The organism is Tenacibaculum sp. TB-53 (genome assembly GCF_059716285.2).
The window spans coordinates 1,775,141-1,792,000 of the sequence record NZ_CM202790.1 but is presented as its reverse complement, the minus strand read 5'-3'; the positions used below and the strand labels follow the sequence as shown (position 1 = coordinate 1,792,000).

Genomic DNA, 16,860 nt, shown 5'->3' with positions numbered 1-16,860 from the left:
AATAAAATTTAAAATTTAACTCTTACACCTAAAGTTAACGTAGTAGCAGGAGCGTATATTCTACGTGCAGAGCTTCCAGTTTCTGTAACAGCAGGGTTAAAACCTCTTCTAGTAGTTTCGTTAAAAAGATTATCTCCAGATATCCAAATATTTAATAAATCAATACCAGACTCTCCTAAGAACTTATTAGGTAAGGTATACCCAATTCTAGCATTGTTTAATGCTATAAAATCAGTACTAGTTATAAAGCGAGAAGACGCAGAAGAAATATTAGCAACAACATCAGAATCGTTAGCTAAAAGAGGCACATTAGTTTGGTCACCAGGATTTTGCCATCTATTTCTAATATCTACGTGAAAGTTGTTATTTCCAGACATAAGTTCTGCGTAAGTGTTGTCATATGCATATCCTCCTAAACTATAAGTAAACTGAGTAGAAAAATCAAAGTCACTTAATTTACCAGATAATCTAAAAGCACCTCTTACATCAGGAATTAGTGACTTATTAAGAAATACTTGAGTTGCATTAGAGTAGTTTTTGGTTGTAGTTTTTTTAATATTAGCATTTGATGCGCTTAATCTATATTCATAAAGAGAACCAGTAGTACTGTCATCTCCATTTTCTAAAGTGCTAAAATCATCTTCACCAGCATCTAATACATCATTGTTATTTGCATCATTATAGTATTGATTCCATAATGGCGCACCATCATTAGGGTCTACACCAGCCCACTCTTGCATATAAAAGTCAAAAATAGAACGTCCTTGAGCATAAGCGTAACCTCCATCCTCACTTGAATTTGAATCAAGAATTTTAGGTAAACCAGTTGAAGGATCCAAAGGCATAGTCTTCATTTCGTTACTTAAGACTTCTCCGTTCAAAGACAGGTCAAGTTTAAAGTTTTCTTTATTTATTATATGTGTAGTAACATCAAACTCGAATCCGTTATATTGAACTTCTCCATCATTTACCAAAATAGAAGAAAGTCCTGAAGAAGGTCCAAGTCTTCTGTTGAAAAATAAATTATCAGTATTTCTTATATAATAGTCAAAGTTAGCATCAACATAATTACCTAAACTCAATTCGACACCAGTTTGGAACATTCTAGTTGTTTCCCAAGTTAAATCAGGGTTACCAGCTAAACGTAAATCAATAGCAGCACCACCTCCAATAAAATTAACATTGAATATATCAAAACCAGAAGTATTTAAGGCACCGTCTTGATCTCCTGTTACACCCCAAGAAGCTTTTGCTTTTAAGTAAGAAATAAAACTGTCTTGCATAAAGTCTTCTTCACTAACAACCCATGAAGCACCAACTGAGCCAAATACACCCCACTTATCGTTTACAAATCTAGAAGAACCATCCGTTCTCAACGATCCTGTGAAATAATACTTTCCAGCATAGTTATAGTTTACTTGTCCAAAATAAGACTCAATTCCCGAGCCAACTTCATAGCCTGAGGCTGCAGCACTAGCTTCTAAATAATTATTTAAGTTATATAAGCCAGGAACAACTATATTTTGTTTAAAAGCTTGATCTTGTACAAATCTTCTCTCAAAAGTTTCATGAGCAGCCAAAGCCTCTAAATTATGATCTCCAAAAGAGGTTTTATAACGCAAAAGTTGTAAAAATGTTTGAGACCATCTAACTCTGTTTCTAACAGTAATGTTTCCATTAACTCCAGCAGCAGTACCGTAAGCGTGGTTACTAACATTATTTCTTTGTTCTATAGAGTATTGACCTCCAAATTTAGTTTCAAAAGATAATTTATCAGTTAATTTAAAATTAGCACTAAAACTACCATTTAAAGCATGAGTATCAAATGCATCTAAATCTAAAATAGCAGAACCGATAGGATTTAATAAGTTTGATATAGGTCTATCTCTATCAAAACCATTTGTAGTTCCTGTTGGAGCACCATAGTCAAATTGGTTGCCACCATAAATAGGATCAGGAATTAATTGGCCTGAGTTAGGGTATCTCGCATATACTGGATAAATAGGAGCCATCTTATCAGCAAATTCGAATACATTTTCAGCTCCTTCAATCTGACCATTATTTGTGCTTTCAGAATAAGCATAACCTATATTTACTCCTATATTTAACCAATCTTTAACATCAGAGTTTAAATTAAGTCTTGTAGTATATCTTCTATAATCTGAGTTTAAAGAATAACCACTGTCATCAAGATAACCAAATGAAGCAAAATATTTAGATTTTTCTGAACCGCCTGAAAAACGTACGTTAGCTTCTTGTCTTATCCCAGTACCAAAAGCTAAATCTGCATATTTTTCTGGAGTAAAAAGACGTTGAACACCAGGTCGAACAGTTTTTGTAGCAGGATCTATTAAAGCAGAAGCATCAGCAACATTCCACATATTATAACCGTTACCAGCTCCAACTGAAGTAAATAATCTTGCATTGGCATAAGCTACAGGGTCAGTACTACTATCGAGAACGCCCTCATTATAAATACCTTCCCATGTATAACCGATATATTCTTCAGGAGATGTTAGAACATCATATCTAGGTATAAGCTGTGTGTTGATACCTGTTTTAACATCAACCTCTATAGAGCTTCTTTCAGAGTTGTTGCTACCACTTTTTGTAGTTATAAGAATAACTCCATTTGCACCTCTAGAACCATAAATAGCTGTTGCTGTAGCGTCTTTTAGTACCGTAGTGTTTTTGATATCAGAAGGGTTGATTGAGTTCAAATCAAAATTTCCAGCAAAAGGGATTCCATCGACCACATATAATGGACTACGATTACCTAAAGGAGAACCATAACCACGAATACGTACAGTACCAATAGAACCTGGTTGCCCTGAAGTGTTAATTACTGTTACACCCGAAACCTCACCAGCTAATGCTTGAGATACGTTAGAAAAAGATTTAGCCTCAATGTTTTCAGCTTTAACCACAGATGCTGTACCAGCATAAGATTTTTTTGTAGTGGTACCATAACCTACAACAACTACTTCTTCTAATAAATTATCTGTTTCTAACACAACGCTAATTTGGTTAGAAGCTCCAACAGTTTTTTCAGTAGTTTTCATACCAACAAAACTGAAAACTAAAACATCTCCTGTTTTAGCTTGAATAGAGTAATTTCCATCAAAATCAGTTTCAGTACCTTGTGCAGTACCTTTTTTTAAGATCGTAACTCCCGGTAATGGACCAGATTCATCTGAAACAGTACCTGAAATCGTTCTTTCTTGTGCAAAGGATATTTGCACAATCAACGCTAGGAATAGCGTTAAAATTCCATTAAACTTTGTTCTCATTATGTAATTATTTGAATTAATTAATCGCTAAAATCATAAATATATCTTAAATAAACAATTTTTTAACATAAAAAAACGCCCTGATATCAGGGCGTTTTAATAAAAAGTGTTTGTTTTAGGTCGTAGTATATTAATTTACATCCCAAAACAATTTAGATATCATGGTGTCTCCATCAGAAAGACCTTGCCTAGCAGCATCCCAATTAGAATTATTCAATAATTGTTCTTTCTGTGGGTAGTTAACTCTGTTAGGTATCGTGTTTAATCCAGGTACTAAGGTAGTAAAGGTAGCAGAACCAAAAGTATCTCCAGGCACAGATAAAGTATTAGGGTATCCAGTTCTTCTATACTCAGTCCAAGCTTCCAGCCCGTCCATATATAAAGCAATATATTTTTGAGTCAAGACATTTTCTTCATTAGCAACAGGTAGCATTGCTACATAGTTATCAGCATCTGATGAAGGAACTCCCCATGACTGCATTGAAGCCTTAACGCCATTTTCATAATTTGTTTGGTTCCATCCGTTGAATTCAGATCTAATAAATTCCATTTCCGCGTAAGACAATAAAATCTGATTATAGTCTGGTTTGATTATTTCAGAGCTAGGTATGCTTTCATTTTCCACAGCTCGTGCAACAGCGTTACCAAACCCATAAGGAATACCAATAATTTCAGTTGTACCTAAAGGATCAAAATATTTAGTAACCCTAGGGTCTTCTTCTGTGATTGAAGAGAATGGTCCAACACGATTATATAGTAAGTCTGTAAAAGATAGGGCAGGACCAAAGTCTTTACGAGCTCCAACAGTAAAAGCGTTATGCCAAGGGCCTCCAGTTATATCATCAGTACCATATTCAAAAGTAGCATTATCCGCATTAGAAGTAAAAGCTTTGGTATTAGATTCATTATAAACTGTCATAGCCAATGCGTTATCATATTTATTAATATGAGTTGCTAGTCTAAGTCTTATAGAGTGAGCAAATTTAACCCATAAAGCAGGCTCTCCATTGTAAATATTATCTCCTGATGTGAATACAGTTTTAGAGGTATTCATTTTGTTAGCGGCATCAAGTAATTCAGCTAATAAGTCTTCATAAATAGTTTCAGCACTAGTATAAGCAGGACTATTAATACCTTCTTCTAGACGTAAAGCTTCAAAAGCAGTATTATCTCTTTGTCCATAACTCCAATAAGGAACATCTCCAAAAACATCAACTAATTTAGAAAAAGTGAATGCCATCATTATTCTTGAAGCTTGTATTTGATTGTTATTGTCGCCATAAGCAGACATTAAATTAGCAGTTTCAGGATTTTCATTTAATTCGATGACTTTTTTTAAGTCAGTTAAAATTAAATAAGGTTCCTGCCATAAATCATCTACTTGCGAAACTCTTAAGGCGTATCTATTTTCGTCAGTATAAAATTCATCAGCCCAGAATTGAGCAAATGCTAATGTTGCTCTCGCGCCAGTCCACTGATCATTTAATTCGTAAGCTAAATTAAATTGAGCACTAGTTACTAACTGAGTAGAAGGTGCTGTTTCAGGGTTGTCAGGGTCATTAATGTAATCTGTATCACATGCTAAAAAAGAACTTAGCAAAAGTGAAGCGAATATATATTTTATTTTTTTCATCTTATATTAGTTTTAGAAAGATAAGTTTAAGTTCATACCAAAAGATCTAACAGAAGGTTGTAAACCTCCTTCTAAACCTTGAATGTTACCTGAACCTGTTGATACTGTTTCAGGGTCAATTCCGTCGTAATCAAGCCCCCAGGTGTATAAATTTCTACCAAATAAACTAACTCTAGCGTTATCAAAAACTTTTAAAAATTCTCCTTTAAAAGTATATCCTAGAGAAACCTCTCTTATTTTGTAAAAGTCAGCATCAAATACATTTTGAGCATCTGGAGTTCCAAAACCACCGTAGTGTGAAGTACCGTAAGTTTGACCAGATATTTTAGTTGTGTTAGGAGCGGTATTAGTAACAGTGTAGCTTCCATCGTCATTATAAGTTACAGTACCAGTTACTCCAGGTAATACGATACCATCTTCTCTTATGTTATTGTTAACTGTTTCTTGCAGCATACCAGAGTACATTCCCCACATGTGTGATGTAGAAAAATACTTACCTCCTTTACTCATTTCTAGTAAAATTCCTAAGTCAAAGTTCTTGTATTTAAAACTATTTCTTAAACCAGCACTGAAGTCAGGGTTAGCAGAACCTAAAGCAACTAAATCATTAGTCGCTGCATATGTACCATCACTAGTAATTACTTTATTTCCTTGATCATCATAAATAAAGTCAGTACCCATGATTGAACCATAAGCTTTACCAACTGTTGCAGCTAGTTGAGCTTGGAAAGGAGCGTTTGTTAAAAGAATAGAGTTTAGCCCTTCTTTTAATTCAACCAATTCATTTTCGTTTTTAGCGAAATTCACATCAATGTTCCATGTGAAGTTTTCATTAACTATTGGTTTTAAGCCTAGTTGTATTTCTACCCCTTTATTAGTCATTTTACCCGCATTTATCCATTGAGAGCCATAACCTGTTCCATAAGAAAGGTCAACAGGTATGATTTGATCTGTTGTTTCGTTGCTGTAATATGTAACATCTAAATTTACTCTTCTATTTAAAAAGTTTAACTCTGTTCCAACTTCCCATGTAGTAGTTGTTTCGTTAACTAAGTTAGAGTTTAATAGGCTTGAAGGAGATGTAACTCTACCATCACCTTTAAAAGGAGTGTCTAAAGTTAAAGTGCTTATAACTCTGTATGGATCTGTATCATTTCCTACTTGTGCCCACCCAAATCTTAATTTACCATAGTTAAACCAGTTTGATTCAGGAAATAAAACATCGTTGAATACCCATGCAACAGAAGCAGAAGGATAGAAGTATGAGTTATTATCTTCTGGTAAAGTAGAAGACCAGTCATTTCTACCTGTTAAGTCAATGAATAATTGATTAGCAAAAGATAAGCTAACGCTTCCAAATAAACTATTCACTACTTTATCTATATTATCAACATTTTTCTCTAAAGGTCCCTTACCATTGTTAATGTTATAAATATTAGGTACTGATAAGCCACCAGTAGTTTGGTTGAAGCGATAATTTAAGGTGTGATTTCTTTTGTTAGCCCCAAACAAAGCGGATAGTTTAAAGTTTTCTGAAAAATCTTTTTTATAATTAGCAGTAAACTCATAGTTGTATTCCTTAAAATTGTAGGCTCTTTCTAAGAATTCAGATTGAGCTTGAGAACCTATAGCTTTTTGTTCTGTGTTTCTAAAGTTATATGTGTCAGCATATACACTACCTTTAATACTTAAGTCATCTGTTATTTGATAATTTAAACTAGCATTTCCGTATACACGAGTTCTTCTGTCGGTAGGTAGATTTTCGTTAATTGTCCAGTAAGGGTTGTCAGAGTATTTAGGTTTAGGATTGTTCCATGAATTTCTATTCCAGGTTCTTTGGGTTCCGTCATCATTTTTATACTTCTGTAACCTTTTATAGTCTAGTTGTCTTTGTCCCCATTGAAAAAACTTTTGGGTAACACTATTGTCGTCATAGCCAATAACAGGTCTAGAACCAGATGTTTGAACATAATTTATACTACTAACAGCGGTTAAATCATCAGATAGTTTTTGATTGATGCTAAACTTTGCAAAATGACGATTAACCTCTGTGTTTGGTACTATACCACTATTTTCTTGAATACCAGCAGAAAATAATACGCTACCTTTATCACTAGCTGAAGTTAGAGTTAAGGTGTTGTTTGTAGAAATACCTGTTTTGAAAAATGAGTCTACGTCGTTTTCAGGTGCTACCCAAGCTCTTGGTTTTAAATAATCATTAGGAAAACTAGCTTGATCAAAAGCATCCCAGTGTAATACTTTTAAATTAGGGTTGTATTTAGGTCCCCAACTTTCATCAGTGTTATATTGAACTAACATGTATTCAGCTCCACCAATGTTTTGTATAGCAAAACCATTACGACCTATTCTGTTACCTTTGTCATCAAAATCTGGAATTATAGAACCTCCACCATATTCTCTTTGAAGGTCAGGTAAGATAGCAACTTCAGAAAAAGTAATAGAAGAGTTAATACTTACACCTAGTTTTTTTGAATTTTTACCTGTCTTGGTAGTGATTAACACAACACCATTAGAGGCTCTAGACCCATACAAAGCTGCTGCTGCTCCTTTTAAAACAGTAACAGTTTCAATATTACTAGGGTCAATATCATTAATAGTACTACCAAAATCAACACCACCAGCACCTCTTTGGGCGTTAGAGCTGTTAAAATTTGAGTTATCCATAGGTATTCCATCGATAACGAATAAAGGTTGATTTTCACCAGTAACAGAATTAGATCCTCTAATTAGGATTCTTTGAGATCCCCCTATATTACCAGAAGGAGAATTGATTTTTAAACCAGCTACTTTTCCTGATAAAGCACTTATGGCATTGTCGTTCTGAGCAGCATTTAATTCAGCAGCTTTTACTTTAGGAGCTGCAAAGGCTAAAGCTCTTTCACTTCTTGATTGTCCAAGTGCGGTAACAACAACTTCATCAAGTACATTGTCAGTAGTCATTGTTAAATTAATTGTGTTAGAGCTTGTAACTGTTCTTTCGATAGTTTTCATACCAACAAAACTAAAAACAAGAACATCTCCAGTTTTAGCATTAATAGTGTATTTTCCGTCAAAATCAGTTTCTACACCTATCGTCGTACCTTTCTTTAATACATTAACTCCAGGCAGAGGTCCGGTTTCGTCAGAAACTGTTCCTGAAATTACTTTTTCTTGTGCAAAGGATATTTGCACAATTAACGCTAAGATTAGCGTTAAAATTCCATTAAACTTTGTTTTCATTATGTAATTATTTGAATTAATTGAGCCAAAAATCATAAATAAAACTTAAAAAAACAAGGTATTTGTTAAATAATTCTAAAATAAAGTGTTTGTTTTGGTGTGGAATGTAAGATTGTTGTTTGTTTTTTGAAATTGTTTGTTTTTTTTAACATATTGTTTGTTTTTTTTTATGTTTTAGAGAAGGTGTAAGAGGCGCTGTGAGTTTGAGTTTTTGAAGTTTTTTTTGAGGTTTGTTAAAAATAACTACTTGATATTTGAATAAATAGAAAATTGTCGTACATTTGCACACTCTTAAAATTAGAGTAATTTAAGTACAAATTAAAAACAAGTAATAATTTAGTATGCCAACTATTCAACAATTAGTTCGTAAAGGAAGAGCCAAAATAACTAAGAAGAGTAAATCGGCTGCTTTACAAGCATGTCCACAAAGACGTGGAGTTTGTACGCGTGTGTATACCACTACACCTAAGAAACCTAACTCAGCGATGCGTAAGGTTGCAAGGGTGCGTTTAACAAATGGTAATGAAATCAACGCGTATATTCCAGGTGAGGGACACAACTTGCAGGAGCACTCGATAGTATTAGTTAGAGGTGGAAGGGTAAAAGATTTACCAGGTGTTAAATATCACGTGGTACGTGGAGCATTAGATACTGCTGGAGTTGAGGGTAGAACCCAACGTAGATCTAAGTACGGTGCAAAACGCCCAAAAGACAAAAAGTAAAAATTAATTAGTAACTTTTTTAATGTAAAGACATGAGGAAAAGAAGAGCTAAAAAAAGAGTTTTGTTACCGGATCCAAGATTCAATGATCAATTAGTTACACGTTTTGTGAATAACTTAATGTGGGACGGTAAAAAATCTGTAGCGTTCAAAGTGTTTTACGATGCAATGGATATCGTAAACGAAAAGAAAACTGACGAAGAAAAGTCGGCTTTAGAAGTGTGGAAAGATGGTTTATCTAATGTGATGCCTCACGTAGAAGTTCGTTCTCGCCGTGTTGGTGGTGCAACTTTCCAAATTCCAATGCAAATTCGTCCAGACCGTAAGGTTTCTATGGCGATTAAATGGATGATTTCTTATGCGCGTAAGCGTAATGAAAAAACAATGGCACAACGTTTAGCTGCTGAGATTTTAGCTGCTGCTAAAGAAGAAGGTGCTGCTGTTAAGAAAAGAGTTGATACTCATAAGATGGCTGAAGCAAACAAAGCATTCTCACACTTTAGATTTTAATAAGAAATGGCAAGAGATTTAAAATATACAAGAAATATCGGTATTGCTGCTCATATTGATGCTGGTAAAACAACAACAACTGAGCGTATCCTTTTCTATACAGGGGTGTCTCACAAAATTGGAGAGGTTCACGATGGTGCTTCTACAATGGACTGGATGGAGCAAGAAGCTGAAAGAGGTATTACAATTACTTCTGCAGCTACTACTTGTACTTGGCAATTTCCAACCGAAAATGGACAGCCTACCGCTGATGCTAAGGGATACCATTTTAATATTATTGATACTCCAGGTCACGTTGATTTTACCGTAGAGGTAAACCGTTCGTTACGTGTATTAGATGGGTTAGTGTTCTTATTCTCTGCAGTAGACGGAGTTGAGCCACAATCTGAAACTAACTGGCGTTTAGCTGATAACTATAAAGTGCCACGTATCGGTTTCGTTAACAAAATGGACCGTCAAGGAGCAAACTTCTTAGCTGTATGTCAGCAAGTAAAAGACATGTTAAAGTCTAATGCAGTGCCAATCGTATTAAACATTGGTGATGAAGCAGATTTTAAAGGAATTGTTGATTTAGTTAAAAACCGTGCTATTGTATGGCATGATGACAACTACGGGTTAACTTTTGATGTTGTAGAAATTCCAGAAGAATTAAAAGAAGAAGCTCGTGAGTTACGTGGTAAGTTAATCGAAGAGGTTGCTGCTTATGACGAAAACTTATTAGAGAAGTACATGGAAGATGAGGATTCAATTACAGAAGAAGAAGTGCACGCTGCATTAAGAGCTGCTGTAATGGATATGTCTATTATTCCAATGGTATGTGGTTCATCATTCAAAAATAAAGGTGTTCAGTTTTTATTAGATGCTGTATGTCGTTATTTACCTTCGCCAGTAGATAGAGATAATATAGTAGGAACTAATCCTGATACTGGTGAGGAAGAAACACGTAAGCCAGATGCAAAAGCACCATTTTCAGCTTTAGCATTTAAAATTGCTACAGATCCTTTCGTAGGGCGTTTAGCATTCTTCCGTGCTTATTCTGGTCGTTTAGATGCAGGTTCTTATGTGTTGAACAACCGTTCAGGTAAAAAAGAACGTATTTCACGTATTTACCAAATGCATTCTAACAAGCAAAATGCTATCGACTTTATTGAAGCTGGAGATATTGGAGCTGCTGTAGGATTTAAAGATATTAAAACAGGAGATACCTTATCTGATGAAAAGAATCCAATTGTTTTAGAATCAATGGATTTCCCAGATCCAGTAATCGGTATTGCTGTTGAACCAAAAACTAAGGCTGACGTTGATAAGTTAGGTATGGCTTTAGGTAAATTAGCAGAGGAAGATCCAACATTTACTGTAAAAACAGATGATGCTTCAGGTCAAACTGTAATTTCTGGAATGGGTGAGTTACACTTAGATATTATTGTTGACCGTTTAAAGCGTGAGTTTAAGGTTGAAGTAAATCAAGGACAACCACAAGTAGAGTACAAAGAAGCTTTAACAGCTACTGCAGATCACAGAGAGGTTTATAAGAAACAATCTGGTGGACGTGGTAAGTTTGCTGATATTGTATTTACTATGGAGCCTGCTGATGAAGGTGTTACAGGGTTACAATTTGAGTCTATTATTAAAGGTGGTAACGTTCCTAAGGAATTTGTACCTTCAGTAGAGAAAGGATTCAAAGAGGCAATGAAGAATGGTCCTTTAGCTGGTTACGAAATGGATTCGATGAAGATTACTTTAAAGGATGGATCTTTCCACCCTGTAGATTCTGATCAATTATCATTCGAATTAGCTGCTAAGTTAGGTTATAAAGCTGCTGCAAAAGCTGCAAGAGCTGTAATCATGGAACCAATGATGAAATTAGAAGTGTTAACTCCAGAGGAGAACATGGGAGATATCGTTGGAGACTTAAACAGAAGAAGAGGACAAGTAAACGATATGAGCGATCGTGCTGGATCTAAAGTAGTAAAAGCAATCGTTCCTTTATCAGAAATGTTTGGATATGTTACTTCTTTAAGAACATTATCTTCAGGTAGAGCAACTTCTACTATGGAATTCTCTCACTATGCAGAAACTCCAAGTAACATTTCAGAAGAAGTAATCGCAAACGCTAAAGGTTAATTAAGATGAGTCAAAAAATTAGAATAAAGTTAAAATCTTACGATTATAATTTAGTAGACAAGTCTGCTGAGAAAATCGTAAAAACAGTAAAGAGTACTGGTGCTGTAGTAAACGGACCAATTCCTTTACCAACAAATAAAAAGATTTTTACAGTGTTACGTTCACCACACGTAAACAAAAAATCAAGAGAACAATTTCAATTATCTGCTTACAAAAGATTATTAGACATTTATAGTTCTTCTTCAAAAACTATTGATGCACTAATGAAACTTGAGTTACCAAGTGGAGTTGAAGTTGAGATCAAAGTATAAGTAAATCAATAACTTTCGGTTTAATTTTGTTAAGCCGAAAGTTTTTTATACTTTTGCACACCGAAATTTTAGTTTTCGGAGTGTGGAAATTTCTGAAAAGTATTCAGAAATGACATGTCCTGAGGGTTTCGCGAAGGAAAAACGGTAAAACAAATTCAAAGAGTGAAGATGTTTTTCGCTCTTTTTTTTTGAGAAATTCGAAGGAAAACAAGAAACATTTGTTTCAAAAAATTATTTTATTAATAGACGCGCTGGATAAATTAAAATCTATCGTCTGAAAATTAACAAATATGTCTGGGTTAATAGGAAGAAAAGTAGGAATGACCAGCTTATTCGATGAAAACGGGAAAAATATTCCTTGTACTGTAATCGAAGCAGGTCCTTGCGTTGTTACCCAAGTCAGAACCGAAGAGGTTGACGGCTATAACGCGTTACAACTTGGTTTCGATGACAAAAAAGCAAAAAGCTCTAACAAGGCTTTAGATGGTCACTTTAAAAAAGCTGGTACATCTGCTAAAAGAAAGGTCGTTGAGTTCCAAGGATTCGAAGGTGAGTACAAATTAGGTGACTCAATTACTGTTGAACACTTTGCTGAAGGAGAATTCGTTGATGTATCAGGAGTTTCTAAAGGTAAAGGTTTTCAAGGTGTTGTTAAACGTCATGGTTTTGGCGGGGTTGGACAAGCAACTCACGGTCAACATAACCGTTTAAGAGCTCCAGGTTCAATTGGTGCAGCATCATACCCTGCAAGAGTATTCAAAGGAATGCGTATGGCAGGTCGTATGGGTGGAGACAAAGTAAAAGTTCAAAATTTAAGAGTTTTAAAAGTGGTTGCAGATAAGAATCTTATCGTTGTAAAAGGAGCAATTCCTGGTCACAAAAACTCTTATGTAACTATCGAGAAATAATGAAAGTAGCAGTATTAGATATTACAGGAAAAGATACTGGTAGAAAAGTTGAACTTTCTAACGAGGTATTCGGAATTGAGCCAAATGATCATGCAATTTATTTAGATGTAAAGCAGTATTTGGCTAATCAAAGACAAGGTACTCATAAATCGAAAGAAAGAGCTGAGATTGCTGGTAGTACAAGAAAGATAAAAAAACAAAAAGGAACTGGTACAGCTCGTGCGGGTAGTATCAAGTCTGGTGTTTTTAGAGGTGGTGGACGTATGTTTGGTCCAAGACCTAGAAACTATTCTTTTAAGTTAAATAAAAACTTAAAGCGTTTAGCACGTAAGTCAGCTTTAAGTATTCAAGCAAAAGAAAACAATTTAGTGGTTGTTGAAGATTTCAATTTTGAAGCTCCAAAAACTAAAGAGTTTATCAATGTATTAAAAGCTTTAGAATTAGACGCTAAAAAGTCTTTATTCGTATTAGGTGAAGAAAGTAAGAATGTTTACTTATCATCTCGTAACTTAAAAGGTTCTAAAGTAGTAGATGCTTCAGGTATTAACACGTATAGCGTTTTAAATGCTAATAAAGTGGTTATTTCAGAAAGCTCTCTAGAAGGAATTGAGTCTAATTTAAGTAAATAGGGAACAAGATGAGTATTTTAATTAAACCTATTATTACAGAAAAAGCTACAAATGATAGCGAGTTAAACAACCGTTATACATTTGTTGTAAATAAAAAAGCTAACAAATTAGAAATCAAAGGAGCTGTAGAAGCTGCTTATGGTGTAGCGATTGAGTCTGTAAAAACAATGAATTATCCAGTACAAAGAAAAACTAAATACACTAAAAAAGGTTTAGTTACTGGATTAACAGGTGGATACAAAAAGGCAATCGTTCAGTTAGCTGAAGGAGAAACTATTGATTTTTATAACAATCTTTAAGAAAAGACAGAATGTCAGTTAGAAAATTAAAACCAATAACACCAGGTCAGCGTTTTAGAGTTGTAAATGGGTTCGACACCATTACTACTGATAAGCCGGAGAAATCTTTATTAGCTCCGAAAAAACGATCTGGAGGTCGAAACAACCAGGGTAGAATGACTACACGTAACATCGGTGGAGGTCATAAACAAAAATACCGTATTATCGATTTTAAAAGAGATAAGCAAGGTATTCCTGCAACAGTAAAAACTATTGAGTACGATCCAAACCGTACTGCATTTATTGCATTAGTTAGTTATGCTGATGGTGAAAAACGTTATGTGATTGCACAAAACGGATTAAAAGTAGGTCAAACAATCATTTCAGGAAAGGAAGTAGCTCCAGAAGTAGGTAACGCTATGTATTTAAGTGAAATTCCTTTAGGAACTACAATTTCTTGTATTGAGTTACACCCAGGTCAAGGAGCTGTTATGGCTCGTTCTGCTGGAGCTTTTGCTCAGTTAGTTGCAAAAGAAGGTAAATATGCAACAGTTAAATTACCTTCTGGAGAAACAAGATTTATCTTATTAACTTGTATGGCTACAATTGGAGTAGTGTCTAACTCAGACCACCAATTATTAGTTTCAGGTAAAGCAGGTAGAAGTAGATGGTTAGGAAGAAGACCAAGAACAAATGCAGTAAGAATGAACCCAGTTGATCACCCAATGGGAGGTGGTGAAGGACGTTCTTCTGGAGGGCATCCAAGATCTAGAAACGGTATTCCTGCTAAAGGATTTAAGACTAGATCAAAGACCAAAGCTAGTAATAAGTATATCGTAGAACGTAGAAAGAAATAATAAACCATGGCAAGATCATTAAAAAAAGGACCTTACGTTCACTATAAGTTAGAGAAAAAAGTGTTAGCTAACGTAGAAGCAGGTAGTAAGTCAGTTATCAAAACTTGGTCTAGAGCAAGTATGATTACTCCTGATTTCGTAGGGCAAACAATTGCAGTTCACAACGGACGTCAGTTTGTACCAGTTTACGTTACTGAAAACATGGTAGGTCATAAATTAGGCGAATTTTCACCAACACGCTCATTTAGAGGACATGCTGGTGCAAAAAATAAAGGTAAAAAATAGTAGGAAATTATGGGAAGTCGTAAACATAACATGGCAACACAGTTAAAAGAAGCTAGAAAGTCTAGAGCTTTCGCTAAATTAACTAATTGTCCTACATCACCAAGAAAAATGCGCTTGGTAGCAGATTTAGTAAGAGGAGTAGAAGTTGAAAAAGCTTTACAAATCTTAAAGTTCAGTCCAAAAGAAGCATCACGTAACTTAGAAAAGTTATTATTATCAGCTATTGCTAACTGGCAAGCTAAAAATGAAGATGCAAGCATTGAAGATGCTGGATTATACGTAAAATCAATTTGTGTTGATAGCGCAGGTATGTTAAAAAGGTTAAGACCAGCTCCGCAAGGTCGTGCACATAGAATTCGTAAGCGTTCTAATCACGTAACTTTAGAGTTAGGAACTAAAAATAATAGTAATTAATCAAAGTAGAAATGGGACAAAAGACAAATCCAATAGGAAATCGTTTAGGAATTATCAGAGGATGGGAATCTAACTGGTATGGTGGAAATGACTACGGAGATAAGATTGCTGAAGATGATAAGATAAGAAAGTATTTATATGCTAGATTATCTAAAGCAAGTGTATCAAGAATTATTATTGAGCGTACCTTAAAACTTGTAACCGTTACTATCACTACTGCACGTCCAGGTATCATTATTGGTAAAGGAGGTCAAGAGGTAGACAAGTTAAAAGAAGAGCTTAAGAAAATTACTGGTAAAGAAGTTCAAATTAATATTTTCGAAATTAAGCGTCCAGAATTAGATGCAAAATTAGTTGCTGCTAGTATCGCACGTCAAATTGAAAATAGAATTTCTTACAAGCGAGCTACTAAAATGGCAATCGCTGCTGCAATGAGAATGAATGCAGAAGGAATTAAAGTTCAATTATCAGGTCGTTTAAACGGAGCTGAAATGGCACGTTCTGAGCATTACAAAGAAGGAAGAATTCCTCTTTCTACCTTCAGAGCAGACATCGATTATGCACTTGTTGAATCACATACTACATACGGAAGAATCGGTGTGAAAGTATGGATTATGAAAGGTGAGGTTTATGGAAAACGTGAATTATCTCCATTAGTTGGACTATCTAAGCAAAAAGGTAGTGGAAACAAAGGTGGTGGTAAACGTCAACCTCGCAGAAGAAAATAATTTTTAAAAGAAATTAACAATGTTACAGCCAAAAAGAGTAAAATACCGTAAGGTACAGAAGGCGAAAGGAAATATGAAAGGTAACTCTGGTAGAGGTACTCAACTTTCTAACGGAATGTTTGGTATCAAATCATTAGACCAGAACTTACTTACCTCTCGTCAAATTGAGGCAGCTCGTATTGCGGCAACTCGTTATATGAAAAGAGAGGGGCAACTTTGGATTAAGATTTTCCCAGATAAACCAATAACAAAGAAACCGTTAGAGGTACGTATGGGTAAAGGTAAAGGTGCACCAGATCACTTTGTAGCAGTTGTAAAACCAGGTAGAATTTTGTTCGAAATTGGTGGAGTACCAATGGAAGTAGCAAAAGAAGCTTTACGTTTAGCAGCGCAAAAACTTCCTGTAAAAACGAAGTTTGTAATAGCAAGAGATTTTGATTATAACGCTTAATTCTATTAGATCATGAAACAATCAGAAATTAAAGAATTATCAACAGCTGACTTACAAGAAAAGCTAGGGGCGTTGAAGAAAAATTATACTGATCTTAAGATGGCTCACGCCATAACTCCATTGGAAAACCCATTAGAGTTACGTAGCTTAAGAAAAACTGTAGCAAGAATTGCTACAGAGTTAACTAAAAGAGAATTACAATAATTCTAGTCAGTTTTAAAGATGGAAAAAAGAAATCTTAGAAAAGAGAGAATCGGTGTAGTATCTAGCAACAAAATGGAGAAATCTATCGTAGTTAGCGAGGTAAAAAGAGTAAAGCACCCAATGTACGGAAAGTTCGTATTGAAGACTAAGAAGTACGTTGCACATGACGAGAATAACGATTGCAACGAAGGTGATACTGTAAGGATCATGGAAACACGTCCTATGAGTAAATCTAAGCGTTGGAGATTAGTAGAAATCCTAGAAAGAGCTAAATAAT

General features: G+C 34.9%; 17 protein-coding genes. 14 read left to right on the top strand and 3 right to left on the bottom strand.

The features are described 5' to 3' along the window. Nucleotides 1-8: 8 nt before the first annotated feature. The 3 genes from AC3VJB_RS08165 to AC3VJB_RS08155 form a co-directional block, all read right to left on the bottom strand. Nucleotides 9-3,290, bottom strand: a complete 3,282-nt coding sequence (locus AC3VJB_RS08165; RefSeq protein ID WP_281979671.1) for a SusC/RagA family TonB-linked outer membrane protein — start codon at nt 3,288-3,290, stop codon at nt 9-11. A gap of 130 nt (nt 3,291-3,420) precedes the next feature. Continuing rightward, nucleotides 3,421-4,923, bottom strand: a complete 1,503-nt coding sequence (locus AC3VJB_RS08160) for a SusD/RagB family nutrient-binding outer membrane lipoprotein (RefSeq protein ID WP_073181433.1) — start codon at nt 4,921-4,923, stop codon at nt 3,421-3,423. A 12-nt stretch (nt 4,924-4,935) separates the two neighbouring features. Beyond that, on the bottom strand, nt 4,936-8,163 hold the full coding sequence (locus AC3VJB_RS08155; protein WP_073181431.1) for a SusC/RagA family TonB-linked outer membrane protein: 3,228 nt from the start codon (nt 8,161-8,163) through the stop codon (nt 4,936-4,938). A gap of 341 nt (nt 8,164-8,504) precedes the next feature. Here AC3VJB_RS08155 and rpsL point away from each other — a divergent pair, with 341 nt between their 5' ends. The 14 genes from rpsL to rpsQ all read left to right on the top strand — a co-directional run bounded on the left by rpsL (nt 8,505) and on the right by rpsQ (nt 16,859). Further along, on the top strand, nt 8,505-8,885 hold the full coding sequence (gene rpsL / locus AC3VJB_RS08150) for a 30S ribosomal protein S12 (protein ID WP_028890722.1): 381 nt from the start codon (nt 8,505-8,507) through the stop codon (nt 8,883-8,885). Nucleotides 8,886-8,917: 32 nt separating this feature from the next. Continuing rightward, nucleotides 8,918-9,394, top strand: a complete 477-nt coding sequence (gene rpsG / locus AC3VJB_RS08145) for a 30S ribosomal protein S7 (protein ID WP_028890723.1) — start codon at nt 8,918-8,920, stop codon at nt 9,392-9,394. A 6-nt stretch (nt 9,395-9,400) separates the two neighbouring features. Then, a complete protein-coding gene (fusA, locus tag AC3VJB_RS08140; protein WP_497667015.1) occupies nt 9,401-11,518 on the top strand; it encodes an elongation factor G in 2,118 nt (705 codons plus the stop codon). A gap of 5 nt (nt 11,519-11,523) precedes the next feature. After that, a complete protein-coding gene (gene rpsJ, locus AC3VJB_RS08135; RefSeq protein WP_024740605.1) occupies nt 11,524-11,829 on the top strand; it encodes a 30S ribosomal protein S10 in 306 nt (101 codons plus the stop codon). A gap of 290 nt (nt 11,830-12,119) precedes the next feature. Beyond that, nucleotides 12,120-12,737 (top strand): 50S ribosomal protein L3, encoded by a 618-nt coding sequence (gene rplC, locus AC3VJB_RS08130; RefSeq protein ID WP_047789835.1) that lies wholly within the window; start codon nt 12,120-12,122, stop codon nt 12,735-12,737. Beyond that, nucleotides 12,737-13,366 (top strand): 50S ribosomal protein L4, encoded by a 630-nt coding sequence (gene rplD / locus AC3VJB_RS08125; RefSeq protein WP_047789834.1) that lies wholly within the window; start codon nt 12,737-12,739, stop codon nt 13,364-13,366. The genes rplC and rplD overlap by 1 nt, the downstream gene beginning before the upstream one ends. A gap of 8 nt (nt 13,367-13,374) precedes the next feature. Further along, a complete protein-coding gene (gene rplW, locus AC3VJB_RS08120; RefSeq protein ID WP_125343660.1) occupies nt 13,375-13,665 on the top strand; it encodes a 50S ribosomal protein L23 in 291 nt (96 codons plus the stop codon). An 11-nt stretch (nt 13,666-13,676) separates the two neighbouring features. Further along, the gene (rplB, locus tag AC3VJB_RS08115; protein WP_047789832.1) at nt 13,677-14,501 is read left to right on the top strand and encodes a 50S ribosomal protein L2; all 825 of its coding nucleotides are present in this window, start codon (nt 13,677-13,679) and stop codon (nt 14,499-14,501) included. Nucleotides 14,502-14,507: 6 nt separating this feature from the next. Continuing rightward, the gene (gene rpsS, locus AC3VJB_RS08110; protein ID WP_028890729.1) at nt 14,508-14,786 is read left to right on the top strand and encodes a 30S ribosomal protein S19; all 279 of its coding nucleotides are present in this window, start codon (nt 14,508-14,510) and stop codon (nt 14,784-14,786) included. Nucleotides 14,787-14,795: 9 nt separating this feature from the next. Beyond that, nucleotides 14,796-15,200 carry a 50S ribosomal protein L22 gene (gene rplV, locus AC3VJB_RS08105; protein WP_028890730.1) on the top strand — a complete coding sequence of 135 codons (405 nt, stop codon included), beginning with the start codon at nt 14,796-14,798 and terminating at the stop codon, nt 15,198-15,200. Between the two features lie 11 nt (nt 15,201-15,211). Then, nucleotides 15,212-15,928 (top strand): 30S ribosomal protein S3, encoded by a 717-nt coding sequence (rpsC, locus tag AC3VJB_RS08100; protein WP_047789831.1) that lies wholly within the window; start codon nt 15,212-15,214, stop codon nt 15,926-15,928. A gap of 19 nt (nt 15,929-15,947) precedes the next feature. Next, on the top strand, nt 15,948-16,379 hold the full coding sequence (gene rplP, locus AC3VJB_RS08095; protein WP_047789830.1) for a 50S ribosomal protein L16: 432 nt from the start codon (nt 15,948-15,950) through the stop codon (nt 16,377-16,379). Nucleotides 16,380-16,391: 12 nt separating this feature from the next. Beyond that, on the top strand, nt 16,392-16,583 hold the full coding sequence (gene rpmC, locus AC3VJB_RS08090; RefSeq protein WP_028890733.1) for a 50S ribosomal protein L29: 192 nt from the start codon (nt 16,392-16,394) through the stop codon (nt 16,581-16,583). An 18-nt stretch (nt 16,584-16,601) separates the two neighbouring features. Then, nucleotides 16,602-16,859: a 30S ribosomal protein S17 gene (rpsQ, locus tag AC3VJB_RS08085; RefSeq protein WP_028890734.1), complete on the top strand. Its 258-nt coding sequence runs from the start codon at nt 16,602-16,604 to the stop codon at nt 16,857-16,859. Nucleotide 16,860 lies beyond the last annotated feature (1 nt).